Here is a 15,919-nt window from a genome sequence, read left to right on the forward strand (position 1 = left end):
CCCCCTGCCAACCCTTTCACACCCAGCGCATTTCAGGAGCCCTTCACCATGTCCTTCTACACCTCACTCACCGGTCTGAATTCGGCCGCATCGCAGCTGTCGGTCACCTCCAACAACATTGCCAACGTGGGCACCTCGGGCTTCAAGCGCTCAAGGGCTGATTTTGGCGACATTTTTTCGACCTCCCCGCTGCAAAAGTCGTCCAGCAACGTTGGCCAGGGCGTCTTGCTCAAGCAAGTGACCCAAGAATTCACACAAGGCAACATCTCGACATCGGGCAACTCGCTGGACCTGGCCATCACAGGCGACGGTTTCTTCACGCTCAAAACGCCTGAAGGTCTGCAAGACGTCTACACCCGCAACGGCACCTTCACCCTCAATGACCAAAACAACGTGGTCAACGCCACCGGCCAGCGCTTGATGGCCGCTTCGGTGGACTCGTCGGGCAAAGCCGATCTGACCAACCTCAATGTGCTGACCATCCCGCCCAAAACCATCGGCGAAGCGGTGGAAACCACCAAAATCCAGTTGGGCCTGAACTTGCCCGCCGACTCGGCCGTGATCAACGCTGACTTTGACCGCACCAAGCCCAGCACCTACAACAAAAGCACCGCACTGACGGTGTACGACAGCGGCGGCAACGGCTACTTGGCATCGGTGTATTACGTCAAGACCGAAAGCCCCTCGATCGAAAGCCCATTTGCCAAATGGCAAACCTACTTTTTTGTGGGCGACACCGAAGTCAAACCGGCGCTGCAGCAAGCCACCGATGTCCTGGGCAGCCAGTTGTTTGTCAACAAATACGGCGACGTCTTGCCCAAGGGTGATCCGCGTGTGGTGCCCAGCTCGGGCACCACCGAAATGTTTTCGCTGGACCAATTGACCGACGTCCGCGCCTCTGAGTCAGCCACGGCCTTGGGCAGTCCTTTGACCGCGGCCAACTTCACGGGTGGGGCACTGCAAAACGTCACGGGCCCTTTGACCTTCGACATCAATGTCGACGGTGACGCTCTGGCACGAACCATCACCCTGGATTTACAAGCGACTGACGCCAACCCGCAGGTCCTGGCGACCCGCCTTGAAACGGCCATCAACAACCTGCTCGCTTCATCGGCCGACACGCCCGATAACGCCGCCACCCTCGACGTCAACGAGTTCAAGAAAAACGCACGCTATGGCGTCACGGTCAACTTTGACCCCGCCACAGCCAGCTTCTCCATCGCCTCGGGCACCACCGGTGACACGTCCAGCATCGCCATCACGGGCGCCAACGCCAAAGCCATCGACCTGATGGGATTGGCCCCCTCAGCCAACCTGACCGTGGTGGCATCCACCTCGGAAGCCCTGCGCGGCAAGCCCAGTGAGCCCGCAGTCTTGCGCGGTGAAGCCCTGACCATCAACTCGACCAAAAGCGTGGCGATCACCTCGGCCAACAAAGACTTTTTGATCTCTGTCGATGGCATTGCCGCCGCCATCTCGCTGCCCTTCCCCACCACCTACACCAACATTGACGCCTTCACCACGGCCTTGCAAGACAGGATCAATGCGATCGTGGACCCCGATACCGGCCGCAAGATTTCTGGCGTCACCGTGGGCTTTGACACCCAAACCAAACAACTCAGCTTCAGCACAGCCACCACCGGCAACGACGCGGCCATTCAGGTCAGCGGTTCAGCCGAATGGGGTTTGGCCAACACAGAAATGCAGTTTGGCGCGACCACGGATTGGAAGAAGTTGACCCAGTTCACCCAAAACGGTGCGCCACAGTATGTCAAAAACGGCATTCAAACCGAGGATGTCGCAGGTTTGTCGGACACCACCGAATGGTGGCCCGTGTACCTCGATCGCGGCGAGCTGACCTTTGACCTGGCCGGCAGAGCGGTCTCGCCTTTGACCTCACTGCCTTTTGAAACCACTTTCTTGCAAGGCGGCAAGGGTGCACTGACCATGTCGATCGACTTGACCAAGTCCACCCAATACTCCACCCCCTTTGCCGTCTTGTCACAAAGTCAAAACGGCGCACCTGAGGGTGAGCTGATGGGTTTGAACATTGGCCCTGACGGCTTGGTCAACGCCACCTATTCCAACGGATCACAAGCGTCGTTGGGCAAGATCGTGCTGGCCAACTTCTCCAGCCCTTCGGGTCTGCGCCAAGTCGGTGATGCGAGCTATCTGGCCGATGCCTCTTCAGGGGCAGCCAAGATCGGCGAGGCCGGCTCAGCCGGTTTCGGCTCCGTGCGAGCCGGTGCCACCGAACGCGCCAACGTGGACCTGACCCAAGAGCTGGTGGACCTGATCACCGCGCAGCGCAACTTCCAGGCCAACGCCAAGGCCATTGAAACCAGTTCCACCATGACCAGCGCCATCATCAACATCCGTTCTTGAAGCCCTGAATCTCCCCTGACTGCAACCACGAGAACACCCCCATGGACCGCCTTGTCTTTAACTCGAGTGCCACCATCAAAGAGCAGGCCACCGCACGCATGGTCTTGGTCAACGACTTGGCCAACGTGTCCACGGTGGGTTTCAAAAGCAGCTACGACGTGGCCTTGCAATCGGTCAAGGTCGAGGGCCCTGGTTTTGAGTCCCGGTTCCAAGTTCAAAGCATTGCCCGCGATCTGATCCGCATGGACCCCGGCCCCGTCATGGCCACAGGCCGCCCATTGGATGTGGCCATGGGTGGCACAACGATCATGTCGGTCCAGGCCCCCAATGGGGATTTGACCTTCACGCGCCGTGGAGACCTGAGGGTAAACATCCAGGGACAACTCGAAAATGGCTCGGGTCACCTGGTCTTGGGTGAAGGCGGGCCCATCACCATACCGCCGGGCTTTTTGGTCAACATCACGCCCGACGGCAGCATTTTTGCCAAAGACCCGGCCCAAGTCGGACCGGCCCCGGATGTGCTGATTGACCGTTTGCGTCTGCGCGACACCACAGGCGTCAGCCTGGCCCGCCGCGAAGATGGTCTGTTCAAGATCTCCGAACAACCGGACGGCACAGACCTGCCCATCACCGAACAACTGCCACAAATGATTCCGCGAGCTTTGGAGGGCAGCAATGTCAGCGCCATCGAGTCCATGACCCGCTTGATCGACCAGTCGCGCAGTTTTGAAACCCAAATTCGCGTCATCAAGGAAATGAAAGGACTCGACGAGTCCGGCACTTCCATGATGAAAACCGCTTAAACCTCACAGGAGAACACGATGGATGCATCAATGTGGATTGCCAAGACCGGCCTCGACGCGCAACAAACGCGCATGTCGGTCATTTCGAACAACCTGGCCAACGTGAACACCACGGGCTTCAAGCGTGACCGCGCCAACTTCGAGGACATGCTCTACCAAAACTTGCGCCAACCCGGCGCTCAGGTCAGTGCCGACGCACAAGCCCCCACAGGCCTGATGCTGGGCACAGGTGTGCGCATTGTGGCCACCGAAAAAACCCACACCCAGGGCAGCTTTGTGACCACCAAAAACGCACTCGACTTGGCGGTGCAAGGTGACGGCTTTTTCCAGATCACCCAGCCTGACGGAACAACGGCTTACTCGCGTGATGGCAACTTCAAACTGTCGGCCACGGGTGTGCTGGTCACCTCCAATGGCGCACCGTTGGGCCCACAACCCATCACCATTCCACCCAACGTGGCCACCATCTCGATCGGACAGGATGGAACCGTCTCTGCAGAACCCGCTGCGGGCGGTGCCCCGTTGCAGCTGGGCGTCATTCAGCTGGCCCGTTTTGCCAACCCCGCTGGCCTGCAAGCCATGGGCCAAAACCTGTTCAAAGAATCCAGTGCCAGTGGTGCGCCCATCGTGACCCAGGCTGGCCTGGAGGGTGCGGGCAAGCTGATGCAAGGCGCACTCGAGGCTTCGAACGTGAACGTGGTCGAAGAAATGGTCAACATGATCGAGACCCAACGCGCCTACGAAATCAACTCCAAAGCCATCTCTGCCGTGGACGGCATGCTGCGCTTCTTGAACAACAACATGTGATGACGCCATGAACCACGTCCTGCCCCTGATGTTCAAAGTCGCCACCCTCGCGGTCACGGTCCTGACGCTGGGCGCTTGCAGCACGCCCGCCCCGCCCATGGCCCACTCACCCGAATTTGCGCCGGTCATGCCGTCCGCCGTCGAAAGACCCCGAATGGCCACGGGGGCCATCTACAACGGCCGCATGAGCGACAACTTTTTTGGCCGCACACGCAATTACCGGGTGGGCGATGTGATCACCGTGGACCTCAATGAATCGACTCAAGCCGGTCGGCAACAAATCAACAACCTCAGCCGCGAAGCCGCCAACGATGTGGTGCCCTCGGGTCTGACCAGCCGACTCGCCGGTGCGGCCCTGCCCACCAAAATTTTGGGCACCAAACTCGATGGGGTTTTAGGTGGCCTGAACCTCAACGCCGCCACCATCGAAAGCGCGGGCAAAGGCACCGCCGACCAACGCGCCAGCCTGAGCGGCTCGGTCACCGTCACGGTGACCGAAGTGCTGCCCAATGGCAACCTCATGGTGCGCGGCGAAAAACAACTGGCCCTGACCGAAGGGGCCGAGGTCATTCAGGTCAGCGGCATCATCCGCCCCGACGATGTCTCGCCCAACAACGTGGTGCAGTCTCGCCGCCTGGCCAATGCCCAAATCGCCTACCGGGGTTCGGGTGACATGGCCAATGCCACCAAGGCCGGCTGGGGCACCCGTGCCTTGTTCAGCCTCTGGCCCTTTTAACTTCCTGAACACCCCAAGGACAGGCCATGAAAACCACCCTCATTTCCCTCATCTTGCTGATGGCCACCTCGGGCACCGCCTGGGCTGACCGCATCAAAGACCTGGCCAGCGTGGCGGCAGGTCGCACCAACCAACTCATTGGCTACGGCCTGGTGGTCGGTTTGCAAGGCACGGGCGACGGCTCCGATGTGTCCTTCACTGCGCAAAGCATGAAGTCCATGCTCAGCCGCATGGGCGTGAGCCTGGACGGACCGCTGTCGGACTTTGAGCAAAGCGCCAACGCCGGCAAGATCGACATCAAAAACGTGGCCGCCGTGATGGTCACGGCCGAATTGCCCCCCTTTGCCAAGCCGGGTCAAAAAATTGACATCAACGTCTCCGCCATCGGCAAGGCCAGCAATTTGCGCGGCGGCAACTTGTTGCTGACCAGCATGCGCGGCGTGGACGGCGAGGTTTATGGCCTGGCCCAAGGCGCATTGAACGCCACCGGCATCGCCAGCGGCGCCGCTGGCTCCAAGGTCAGCATTGGCGTGCCCACCTCTTCGCGCATTCCCAACGGGGCCACCGTCGAGCGCATGGTCGAAACGCCTTTTGAAACCGCCGACCATGTGGTCATGAACGTGCGCGAATCGGACTTCACCACCACCACGGCCATCGTCAACGCGGTCAACAAAAACTTTGGTGAAGGCACGGCCCGCGCCATCGACGGCATGTCCCTGGCCATCCGGGCCCCCGCCGACATGTCGCAGCGTGTGGCCTTCATGAGCCTGGTGGAAAACCTCGACGTCATCCCCGGTGAGCCGCCCGCACGCGTGGTCGTCAACTCGCGCACCGGCACCGTGGTCATCAGCCGCAATGTCCGCGTGACGGCCGCTGCCGTAGCACACGGCACGATTTCGGTGGCCATTGCCGCCACCAACGAAGTCTCGCAACCCAACCCCCTGGGCCAAGGCCAGACCACCCCGGTGCAAAACGCCGAGATTTCGGTGAGCGAACCCAACAAACCCATGTTCTTGTTCCAGCCCGGGGTGGACTTGCGCCAGGTGGTCGATGCCGTCAACCAAGTCGGGGCCACCCCGTCGGCGCTGATCGCCATTTTGGAGGCCCTCAAAAGCACAGGCAGCTTGCGGGCCGAGCTCATCATCATCTAACGCCCCACACCTTTTAAAGCGACACCATGAGCGACATCGCCCGCACCTCTTCCAGCAGCTATCTGGACTTCAACGCCTTGGCGCAATTGAAGGGCGAAGCCGCACGCGACCCCAGCAAGGCCGTGCGCCAAACCGCCGAACAGTTTGAGGCCTACTTCATTCAGCAAATGATGAAGACCATGCGCGAGTCCATCGAAAAAAGCGACCTGGTCGAAGGCGGCAACATCGAGATGTACCAAGACCTCATGGACAAAGAAGTCTCGTTGAGTATGGCCAAACGCGGCGGCATGGGCCTGGCCGACATGCTCGAGCGCCAGATGAACCAAAGCCAAGCCCTGAGCACACAAGATGCGCTGCGCTCGCGACAGCCAGACCACCACGGCGTGGCCCCCGCCCTGCCCCTGAACCCTGCACGCGAGCCCATGTCACTCAAACCTTCCGCCATTGAGGCCTATCGACTGGAGCGCAACAGCGGCTTCAAACTTGGAGATCAACCATGAGCGACCTACTCAGCATTGCCAGCTCGGGCGTCACCGCGTACCAGCGGGCGCTGGCCACCGTGTCCAACAACATCGCCAACGTCAACACCGAGGGCTACACCCGACAAGATGTCACGCTCACGGCCAACCAGCCGCGTCAATTCGGCACCGGCTATCTGGGCACCGGCACACGCTTTGAAGCGGTGCAACGCCAATACGACGCCTTTATCGAAGCCAACCTGCGCAAAAGCAGCAGCGACCTCGAAAGCCAAAAGCCCCTGCTGTCTTATGTGAACCGCCTGATCGACGTCATGGGCGACGAAAGCATCGGCCTGACCACGGCCATGAACCGCTTTTTTGAATCGGCCCGCGACCTGTCCAGCGACCCGGCTTCGGTGGTGTCGCGCAGCATTTTTCTGCGCGATGCCGATGGCCTGGCGGCACGGTTTCGCCAACTGGCCGGTCAATTTGACATGCTCGACAACGAAACCCGCCAATCGGTGGAAACCGACGTCGGCCAAGTCAACGCCCTGACCAGCCAACTCGCCGCCTTGAACAAACAAATGACCCGGCACACCACGGTGGCCAGTCAACCCTCTGAACTGCTCGATCAGCGTGACTTGTTGCTGCGCAAACTCTCGGGCCTGGTCGAGGTCAAGACCGAATTTGAAACCAACGGTGCCGTGGTCGTCAGCCTGGACCAAAACATTTTGGTCAACCAAAACACGGCCCGCGCCCTCAGCGTCCAAGCTTCTGTCGTTGAGCCAGGCCAGCTCGAATTTGTCATTGACCCTTATGGCAGCCCAGAGCCCATCCCCGGCATCACCAGCGGCAAGATCGGTGGCACGATGACCTTCCGTGACCAGGTGCTCCAAACCGTCCAGGCCTCTTTGAACGATCTGGCCACGACCCTGGCGCAAGAAATCAACACCGTTCACCGCGACGGCGTCGACGCCGAAGGGCAGCTGGGGGGCGACTTGTTTGCCTTTGCAGCCGGTCAATCCGGCCAGGCAGCAGGCATGAACCTGCTCATTCAAGACGCCAACCGGGTCGCCGCTGCGGGCCAGTTCCGTGTCATCGATGCCCCGCTGAACACCGGCACCGCACAAGCCCGCATCAGCTACAAAGCCCCCACATTTGAGGGCCCCACCTCACTGCTCGGCGACCTGGCTTTGGCCCAAACGCCCCAAACCGCCACGGTGGGGGTCAACATGAGCGTCAACCAACCCTTTGCCAGTCTGGGTTTGGTGGCCTTGGGCACCCAAGACCTGTCGCTGACACTCAACAACCCGGGCGAGGGGCAATCTTTTCAAGTCATCACACGCGATGGCCGTCACTTGCTGGGCACCACGCTCACCGCCAAAGAACAAGCCTTGTTGGTCCAAAAAAGCAATGGCCTGGAAGCCGGTGCCACCTACAGCGCCAACGGGCTCAACGCCACCTACAGCAGCGCCAACAGCCCCACCTACCTCGACATGGACATCTTCATGGGGGCCAAAGCCGAGGTGCGACTCGAACAACAATTCAACCTGGAAACCGGTGAAGTGCTGGCCCCCATCAAGCGCTCAGCCGAGCTGACGGGCTCTGATTTTGTGAGTTTTGCAGGCCCCATTGCCGCCAACACCTTCACGCTCAATGGCCAGGCCCTGTCTGCGCTCAACACCACAGGCCCCCTGCAACTGGGTGACATCGTCACCTGGCTCAATGGCCAAAGCACCCAAACCGGCATCAACGCCAGCGCGGTGGCGGGCCAACTGGTCTTGAGCCGCCCAAGCACCAACACCACAGACGACATCCGCCTGGGCTTGGGCAGCACAGGCACACCCCAAGACCTGAAAAAACTGGGCTTTGACACCCGCATCGTCATCGCAGGCAGCGCAGCAGACGACCTGCTGGTCTTTGTGACCGACCGCAGCAGCCAGCCCGGCACCGCACTGGTGAGCGCTCAGTTTGCAGGCATCGAGGGCGATGCCAAGCAGGCCCTGCGCGAAGGCCCCATGACCGTCAAGTTCAGCTCCAGCAGCGCCTACCAAATTGTGGACAAGGCGAGCCAAACCGTGCTGGCCGAACGCCAATTGACGCTGGACCCCAGCTCATCCAACCTGAGCCTGAGCTACCGTGGCCTGAAACTGGTGTTTTCTACCGCGCCCAAAGCGGGCGATGTCTTCACCATGGACAGCAACAAAGACGGCATTGGCAACAACGAAACCCTGCTGCAACTGGTGGCACTCGAAGACCAACGCCTCATGCCCGGTGGACTGACCATCACCGAGGCCTACATCGAGCGCGTCAACCTGGTCGGCAACGTGGCCCGTCAAGCCGCCATTTCGCAGCAAGCCCTGGAGGTGGTCTACCAACAGGCGCAAGACGACCGCGACAGCATTTCAGGCGTCAGCCTGGACGAAGAAGCCTCGGCCCTCGTGCGTTTTCAACAGGCCTACCAGGCCAACGCCAAGGTCATGCAAACCGCCATGTCCATGTTCGACGCCATTTTGCAAATCCGCTGATTGAGACCGCCCTATGAAAATCTCGACCTCCATGATGTTTGAACGCGCCACCGAGCGCATGAGCACCATCCAAAACAAGCTCAACACCACCCAAGCCCAAATGGCCCTGGGCAAACAAATCCTCTCGCCCAGCGCCGCCCCCGACCAGGCCGCGGCCATCCAGCGCCTCAAGGGTGAGGTGCAGCGCCAAGAAAGCCACATGCGCACCCTGGACGTGGCCATGCGCCGCTACACCACCGAAGAAACCGCCCTGTCCGCCTCCAACGACGTGTTGATACGCTTCAAAGAACTGGGCATTCAGGCCGCCAACGGCACCCTGGCACCCGACGACCGCAAGGCCATTGGGGTCGAAATGCAAGCCCTGCGTGACCAACTGCTGAGCCTGGGCAACACCCGCGACGACAGCGGCAACTATTTGTTTTCGGGCACCCGGGTTGACACACCGGCTTTTGCCGAAGACGCCAGTGGCGCTGTGCTCTATCAGGGCGACCAGACACAAACGCGCATTCCTGCAGGCGTGGAGCGCACCGTGCAATTCAGCCGCGCTGGCACCGACGTGTTCAACCGCGTGGTGCGCGACGACGGCCAGCCCCTGGGCTTTTTTGATGCGCTGGACCAAATGATCGAAGGCGTGAACACCAGCCAGAGTCCAAAAATTCAGCAAGGCATTGCCGACCTGACCCAAATGCACAACACCCTGACGCTGTCGCAAGCCCAAAATGGCTCCGACCAAGTGGTGCTGCGGTCCCAGCTCGACGTGCTGGACGAAACCGCGCTGCGCCTCAAAACCACCCTGTCCGACATCGAGGACCTGGACTACGCCGAAGCCATCACCCGTATGAACCAGGAAATGATGTCCCTCGAAGCGGCCATGGGCAGCTTTGCCAAGATATCCGGCTCCAGCCTGTTTGACTACATCCGGAGCTGATCGGGCGCTGTGGCTCAAGTTGTCTTGAGCCAAGCCGATTCACTGTCATTATTTCAACACCATAGAAACCCCAAGCCATGGCCACCAGCAGCATTGTCAACACCCTCGGCGCGGGCTCCGGCATCGACGTGAAGAGCCTGGCCCAAAGCCTGGTGGACGCCGAAAAAACGCCCAAAAAAGAGCGCATTGACGCCAAGATCACCAAATCCGAAGCCCGCATCACCGGTTACGGCGCCATCAAATTCGCCCTGTCCGACCTCAAAAACGCCTTTGCCAAACTCAACGACGCCAGCGACTTCAGCTCGATCAAAACCGCCAACACCCAACCTGCCGCCTTTGGCGTCACCGCCAGCAGCACGGCCGATACAGGTCAATACAGCATCGAAGTGCTGCAAACCGCACTGGCCCAGCGCACCGCCAGCAGCAGCTTTGCCGAACGCAGCACCGCCCTCAACGGCGGGGCCGCCTTCACCCTCGACCTGAGCGTGGGCGGCGTGAGCAAAGGGGTCATCAAAGTCACCCCCCCCGACACCCCCGCAACCCCTGCTGGCATGGTCAGCGCCATCAACGGGGCCAAGCTGGGCGTGACGGCGCAACTCATCAACACCAGCAGCGGCTACAAGGTGGTCATCACAGGCGAAACAGGTGCAGCGAAAAACTTCAGCCTGAGCAGCAAGGACAGCACGGGCAACGCCGTGAGCGACGTGAGCTTTGACACGCCCTTGCAAACGAGCATCAGCTTTGCCGAGAGCAGCACCACTCTTAACGGCGGTAACGACTTCACTCTCGACCTGAATGTGGGTGGCGTGAGCAAAGGGACCATCAACGTTACCGACCACACCCCTAACGGCATGGTCAGCGCCATCAACGCAGCCAATCTGGGCGTGAAGGCGCAACTCATCAACTCCAGCAGCGGCTACAACGTGGCCATCACAAACGACACTGGTGCAACGCAAAACTTCAGTCTGAGCAGCAATGACGGCACCGGCACCGGCACAGCCGTGAGCGGAGTGAGCTTTGTTGCCACGCCCTTGCAAACGGCCACCGACGCCCGTTTCAAGATCAACGGCCTGGAAGTCACCCGCAGCAGCAACACCGTCACCGACGTGATCGATGGTGTCACGCTTGACTTGTTTACAAACACCACGGGCGCCGCCCGCCTGGACCTCAACCGTGAGACAGCAGCCATCAAAGACAACATCAAAGGTTTGGTCACGGCCTACAACGACTTTGAAGCAGCCCTGAACATTTTGGGCGACCGCGACAGCGAAGTCGAAGAATTTGGCGGGGCACTGGCTGGCGAAAGCTTGCTGCAAACAGTGCGCACCCAGGTTCGTAATCTGGTGACCAGCACCTCCACCACCCCCGGCACCACCATCCGGGCTGGGCGAGACTTGGGCCTGAGCATTGACCGCAACGGCAAACTCACACTCGACGAAACCAAGCTCGACACCGCCTTGCAAAACAAATTTGGTGAAGTTTCTACCATGTTCAGTGCAGGCACCAACAACAAAAGCATTTACAGCCCCGCCCCAGCGGGCCTGGCGGGCGATGCCATCAAAAGCATTGAAAAAATGCTGCTTTCTACCAGCCTGATCGACACCCAAAGCAAAAGCGTCACCACGAAAATTGCACAATACAAAAAAGACCTGATCGCGCTGGAAGACCGGATGGACAAGCTCATGACCCGCTACATGAGCCAGTTCAGCATCATGGAAAGCTTTGTGGGCAACAGCAACAGCATGCGCGAAGGCCTCAAAAGCACCTTCACCGGCATGATGAAGGCCTACGAATAATCTGCCCTTTGTCCTTTGCCCACTGACCTGGGCTAGGGTGGGGCCATTCGCACCTGAATCCGCTGCATAAAAAAACCATCACTCAAATTTTGTTGAACACCAACATGTTTGACATGGCCAATCGTGTTGTTTCATTCAAATTATTTCAAAGTTGCTAAGGAATCTTATGGCCACCCTGCATCCGACAAGAAAAGTCCAGGCATTAATGCCTTTGTATGTGCAAAAGTTTTCATGTATTGGTCCTGAATGTTCCGACAACTGCTGCACAGGTTGGCGGGTCACGATAGATAAAAAAACCTTCATTGCCTACAAGCAAACAAAAAATCCAAAAATTGCAGACAAACTTGATCAACATCTTCGGCGTATTCGCAGTCAAGGTTCTGATAAAAACTATGCGCGGATGGAGATGACGCCTTCAACAGGCGAATGCCCCATGATGGAAGATAAACTTTGTTCAGTACAAAATACCATAGGCGAAGACAAGCTTTCAAACACATGCTTTTCATACCCTAGATATACACAAGAAGTTGGTGGCTTTAATCAGCAATCCCTCACACTGTCTTGTCCGGAAGCCGCTCGCTTGGCATTGTTGAGTGAAAATGCTTTTGAATTCGGTCCATCAGAAATCACTGTGAGGCCTGAAACCCTCAACAAAATGTTACCAGCGTTTGGATTCTCACTTGAAAAAATGAACGAAATACGTTTTTTTTCCATTCAAATCATGAGAACGCAGGCCTTAGAGTTATGGCAAAGGTTTGTGATCTTAGGGTTATTTTGTGAATCGTTGACCGGTGATACGAAAAATAAAAATACAAAAAATATTGAACAACTTATGGCATCGATTCAAGAAATCTTGGCCATGGGACAATCCAATGCCCTGTTTGACAGCATGAAACCGCATTACGATATTCAGGCTGTAACATTTGCCTTGTTGTGGCATTTAAAAAATGAAAATGTGCAATCTCAATCTCCATATCAACGAATGATTCACAAAGCCGTTGCCTTGGGCTTGGGCGCTGATCCAGAAACAGGAAATGTCAACGAATCTACTTTGATTGAAAAATACAGTGAAGGCGTTTGTCTGCTTCCAAAAGCGCTCGAAAAGGCCCCTTATTTTCTTGAAAATTATGTATTGAACGAAATGTTCAGGGAGTGCTTCCCATTCTCTGGAAATTCACCCATGACGAATTACCTGAAGCTGGTGACCCGATTTGGTTTGGTGCGGTTCATGCTTGCGGCACAATGCAAAGCCGATTCTGAGCTACCTGATTTACAGGTTCTTTCCCAAACAGTCCAAGTCTTTTGCCGCAGATACCAGCATGACGATAAATTTGCAGTCAATGTGAACGAATGCTTCAGTCAATCAGGATGGAATAGCTTAGACAAAATCAACAAATTTTTGAAAACGTGAAATCTTGAGATTTTTTTGGCACTGAAGCACGACCAACAGAGCCAACCCGAGCAGGGCCCCCTCCCCCTCCGGCTAGACCCGCAAGACCTGCAAAACACCTCTGAAGCGCCCCACAAGCACCCCTGAGCGGCAAAAATTTGCCGCTCAGGGGTCAAAAGCCTTAAGTTTCTCTCCAAGCGGCCGAATCACTCACAGACGAACCCCGCAATGGGTCACCTGAACAGTGCTTGCCACATGGCCAGCATGGTCAGTAGGACCAGATCTTGGAGAAAGCCATGAGCAACGACATCCATTCCAGCGCTACACGCGCACCCACCTCACCCGCTGCCGTGCCAGCCCCGCGCGTGGCCGAAGTCCAAGGCCGCGCGCAGCTTGCGGCGCAGGCCCAAGCTGCGGTCGACAAAAAACACGACCCACAGGAAGCCCGTCGCACCCTGGAAGAAGCCAGCGAACACCTCAACCAGCAAATGGCACGCAACAAACGCGACCTCAGCTTCAGTGTGGACGAGGTGACCAACACGGTGGTGCTCACCGTGAAAAACCGCGTGGGCGAAGTGGTGCGTCAGATCCCAAGCGAAACAGCCCTGCGTGTGGCCCACAACATTGAAAACATGAAGGGTCTGATGGAAGACCAGAAATCTTGAGTTTTCAAAAAAAATAAAAAGTCCTCAAGCTTTTTTTTCAACTTCCGAATCATTCATTAACAGAAATTCACTTCCGATTTTCTGTCCCCAACAGGCAGGTCCTACTCCCCTCGGGTCTCTGCCAATCTTTTGAAATAAACCTCTTCTAGGAGTATGACCATGTCAGTGATCAATACCAACGTGAAATCCATCGTGGCACAAAACGCCCTGACGGTGAACAACCGCGCCATGGCCAAAACCATGGAGCAATTGTCGACCGGCAAGCGCATCAACAGTGCGTCTGACGATGCCGCAGGCCTCTCTATCGGCAGCAAAATGACCGCACAAATCAAGGGTCTGAATCAAGCGGTGCGCAACGCCAACGACGGCATTTCTTTGATTCAAGTCGCTGAAGGCTCTTTGGTGGAAGTCACCAACATGATGCAGCGCATGCGTGAGTTGGCTGTTCAATCTGCCAACGACACTTACACAGAGGACGACCGGACCGCATTGAACATTGAATTCCAAGAGTTGAAGAGCCAGATCAACCAAATTGGCAATAATACCCAGTGGAACGGCACCAACATCATGGACAAGAGCTTCGCAGGCTCAACTGGAGAATTCAAGTTCCAAGTCGGCGCCAATGCGGATCAGACGATTTCGTTGAGCATTGGTGATTTCCGTACAACTTCTAATTCAAGACAATTAGCTCCTGTCACGACAACGCCCAACGTAGTTGCAAAAGCAGCAGTAACAGAAGTTAAAGCAGTTGCAGCAGTTGCAGCAGTTGCAGGTGTTACAGCTGTTGCACAACAAGACACCTTGACCCTTGGCGGTACATTCGTAGCCGGTGATGATATTACTGTTACAAACGCAACAGGAGGCAGTTTTACCTACAAAGTAGATGGAACTGACATTAGCGGTACTGGGGACAATATAACTACCTATACATCAATTGCCGCCAAATTGGAAACCGCAGCTGATGCTGCCTTTAACACTGCATCTAAAACGACTGATAAAGCCTCTGGGGCCACCTTGGTTTTTACAGCTGATACAGCTGGTACAGCAAACGGTGCCTTCACATTCAACAATACCAATTCAGCTGGCACAGCCGTTGTTACAACAACAACAAATAATGTTGTAGGAGTTACTGCAGTTACTGCTGTTGCTGCAGTTACTGCAGTTGCTGCAGAAGCTGCAGTTACTGCGGTCGCTCAAGAAGATACTTTGTCTTTGTCTGGAAGCTTTGCTGAGGGTGACGAGATCAAAATTTCGGACGGCACTAACAATCTTTCATACACAGTTCTTGCGGAAGATCTGGGTGGGACAGATTCTGAAAATCTTGATGCTATCGCTGCAAAACTTGCAGCCAAAACTTTGACTGGTGTCACTGTCGCCGCTGGTTCCGACAATGGCACCATCACTTTGACTGCGTCAACAGCAGGTACTCCAAACGAAGATTTCACGTTGACCGTTGAACGAAAAGGCCGATTGAGTGACATCGATGATTCAAATATCCTGAGCCAAACCAATTCCAACACCGCAATTGATGCGATTGACAAGTCCCTGGCAAACGTCAACACTGCGCGCGCTCAGATGGGTGCCACCATCAATCGATTGACCTCTGCTGCTGACAACCTGTCAAATGTCTCGCAAAACACCAGCGAATCACGCAGCCGGATCATGGACACCGACTACGCTCAAGCCACAACTGAGTTGGCCCGCACGCAGATCATCTCGCAAGCGGCCACCGCCATGTTGGCGCAGGCCAACCAAGCGCCTCAGTCGGTTCTGTCGCTCCTGCGTTGATCGATTGTTGAACTCAAGCCTGGCCCTGAGTAGGCCAAGCCCACCAAGCGCCTCAGTCGATCCTGTCGATCCTGCACTGATCGGTTCTTGACCTCCAGCCTGGCCCCTTGTGGGCCAGGCTTTTTTTTGGCCGTATGGGAGCCCCGCCCTAGGGGCGATGGGTGGTGGTCTGCGAGGCCCCATCGCGGCGGGGGCGCCGCTCCTACAGGGAGATGCCCGGCCCTTTGTGGATGCCCTGCCCTTTGTGGATGCCCTGCCCTTTGTGGATGCCCTTCAATTTGTGGGAGCCCCGCCCCCGGGGCGATGGGGGGTGGTCTGTGAGGCTCTGTCGCAGCAGAGGCACCGCGCCTCCGTGCGGGGGTTTACACGGACACAGTCCAGCAAATCAAGAGCCAAGGCTGGCCAAAGCAGGGTTGCCGCTTTGTTGGCGTAGCGGCAATGGATGGCCGTTGGGGATTGGCAGCGGCCACTTTATTGCCTCTAA

Annotated in this window: 12 protein-coding genes; all 12 read left to right on the forward strand. The window is 57.2% G+C overall.

Annotation, left to right across the window (positions count from 1 at the left end):
• Positions 1-48 precede the first annotated feature (48 nt).
• On the forward strand, positions 49-2,385 hold the full coding sequence (locus AMM41_RS14610) for a flagellar hook-basal body complex protein (RefSeq protein ID WP_089960306.1): 2,337 nt from the start codon (positions 49-51) through the stop codon (positions 2,383-2,385).
• Positions 2,386-2,426: 41 nt separating this feature from the next.
• On the forward strand, positions 2,427-3,188 hold the full coding sequence (locus AMM41_RS14615; protein WP_089960308.1) for a flagellar basal body rod protein FlgF: 762 nt from the start codon (positions 2,427-2,429) through the stop codon (positions 3,186-3,188).
• 18 nt (positions 3,189-3,206) lie between these two features.
• Positions 3,207-3,995 carry a flagellar basal-body rod protein FlgG gene (gene flgG / locus AMM41_RS14620; RefSeq protein ID WP_194944804.1) on the forward strand — a complete coding sequence of 263 codons (789 nt, stop codon included), beginning with the start codon at positions 3,207-3,209 and terminating at the stop codon, positions 3,993-3,995.
• Positions 3,996-4,002: 7 nt separating this feature from the next.
• Positions 4,003-4,731: a flagellar basal body L-ring protein FlgH gene (locus tag AMM41_RS14625; RefSeq protein ID WP_228769295.1), complete on the forward strand. Its 729-nt coding sequence runs from the start codon at positions 4,003-4,005 to the stop codon at positions 4,729-4,731.
• A gap of 26 nt (positions 4,732-4,757) precedes the next feature.
• Complete coding sequence (locus AMM41_RS14630) at positions 4,758-5,882, forward strand: flagellar basal body P-ring protein FlgI (protein ID WP_089960318.1); 1,125 nt, start codon at positions 4,758-4,760, stop codon at positions 5,880-5,882.
• Positions 5,883-5,908: 26 nt separating this feature from the next.
• Positions 5,909-6,382, forward strand: a complete 474-nt coding sequence (locus AMM41_RS14635) for a rod-binding protein (protein ID WP_089960322.1) — start codon at positions 5,909-5,911, stop codon at positions 6,380-6,382.
• Positions 6,379-8,868 (forward strand): flagellar hook-associated protein FlgK, encoded by a 2,490-nt coding sequence (flgK, locus tag AMM41_RS14640; protein WP_089960325.1) that lies wholly within the window; start codon positions 6,379-6,381, stop codon positions 8,866-8,868. Before AMM41_RS14635 ends, flgK begins: the two co-directional genes overlap by 4 nt.
• Before the next feature lie 13 nt (positions 8,869-8,881).
• On the forward strand, positions 8,882-9,796 hold the full coding sequence (flgL, locus tag AMM41_RS14645; RefSeq protein WP_089960328.1) for a flagellar hook-associated protein FlgL: 915 nt from the start codon (positions 8,882-8,884) through the stop codon (positions 9,794-9,796).
• A gap of 77 nt (positions 9,797-9,873) precedes the next feature.
• Entirely contained in the window at positions 9,874-11,592 is a 1,719-nt protein-coding gene (gene fliD / locus AMM41_RS14650) for a flagellar filament capping protein FliD (protein ID WP_089960332.1), read from the forward strand.
• 166 nt (positions 11,593-11,758) lie between these two features.
• The gene (fliB, locus tag AMM41_RS21970) at positions 11,759-13,003 is read left to right on the forward strand and encodes a flagellin lysine-N-methylase (protein WP_194944805.1); all 1,245 of its coding nucleotides are present in this window, start codon (positions 11,759-11,761) and stop codon (positions 13,001-13,003) included.
• Positions 13,004-13,278: 275 nt separating this feature from the next.
• Complete coding sequence (locus AMM41_RS14660; RefSeq protein WP_089960340.1) at positions 13,279-13,647, forward strand: flagellar protein FlaG; 369 nt, start codon at positions 13,279-13,281, stop codon at positions 13,645-13,647.
• 159 nt (positions 13,648-13,806) lie between these two features.
• A complete protein-coding gene (locus AMM41_RS14665) occupies positions 13,807-15,435 on the forward strand; it encodes a flagellin N-terminal helical domain-containing protein (RefSeq protein WP_194944806.1) in 1,629 nt (542 codons plus the stop codon).
• Positions 15,436-15,919: the final 484 nt, after the last annotated feature.

This window comes from Limnohabitans sp. 2KL-3 (genome assembly GCF_001269405.1).
In the GTDB taxonomy this organism is placed as follows: domain Bacteria; phylum Pseudomonadota; class Gammaproteobacteria; order Burkholderiales; family Burkholderiaceae_C; genus Limnohabitans_A.

What these genes read in the sequence shown, in the direction of transcription:
- AMM41_RS14610 (WP_089960306.1), top strand. Translation starts at nt 49, where the DNA reads ATGTCCTTCTACACCTCACTCACCGGTCTGAATTCGGCCGCATCGCAG.
- AMM41_RS14615 (WP_089960308.1), top strand. Translation starts at nt 2,427, where the DNA reads ATGGACCGCCTTGTCTTTAACTCGAGTGCCACCATCAAAGAGCAGGCC.
- flgG (WP_194944804.1), top strand. Translation starts at nt 3,207, where the DNA reads ATGGATGCATCAATGTGGATTGCCAAGACCGGCCTCGACGCGCAACAA.
- AMM41_RS14625 (WP_228769295.1), top strand. Translation starts at nt 4,003, where the DNA reads ATGAACCACGTCCTGCCCCTGATGTTCAAAGTCGCCACCCTCGCGGTC.
- AMM41_RS14630 (WP_089960318.1), top strand. Translation starts at nt 4,758, where the DNA reads ATGAAAACCACCCTCATTTCCCTCATCTTGCTGATGGCCACCTCGGGC.
- AMM41_RS14635 (WP_089960322.1), top strand. Translation starts at nt 5,909, where the DNA reads ATGAGCGACATCGCCCGCACCTCTTCCAGCAGCTATCTGGACTTCAAC.
- flgK (WP_089960325.1), top strand. Translation starts at nt 6,379, where the DNA reads ATGAGCGACCTACTCAGCATTGCCAGCTCGGGCGTCACCGCGTACCAG.
- flgL (WP_089960328.1), top strand. Translation starts at nt 8,882, where the DNA reads ATGAAAATCTCGACCTCCATGATGTTTGAACGCGCCACCGAGCGCATG.
- fliD (WP_089960332.1), top strand. Translation starts at nt 9,874, where the DNA reads ATGGCCACCAGCAGCATTGTCAACACCCTCGGCGCGGGCTCCGGCATC.
- fliB (WP_194944805.1), top strand. Translation starts at nt 11,759, where the DNA reads ATGGCCACCCTGCATCCGACAAGAAAAGTCCAGGCATTAATGCCTTTG.
- AMM41_RS14660 (WP_089960340.1), top strand. Translation starts at nt 13,279, where the DNA reads ATGAGCAACGACATCCATTCCAGCGCTACACGCGCACCCACCTCACCC.
- AMM41_RS14665 (WP_194944806.1), top strand. Translation starts at nt 13,807, where the DNA reads ATGTCAGTGATCAATACCAACGTGAAATCCATCGTGGCACAAAACGCC.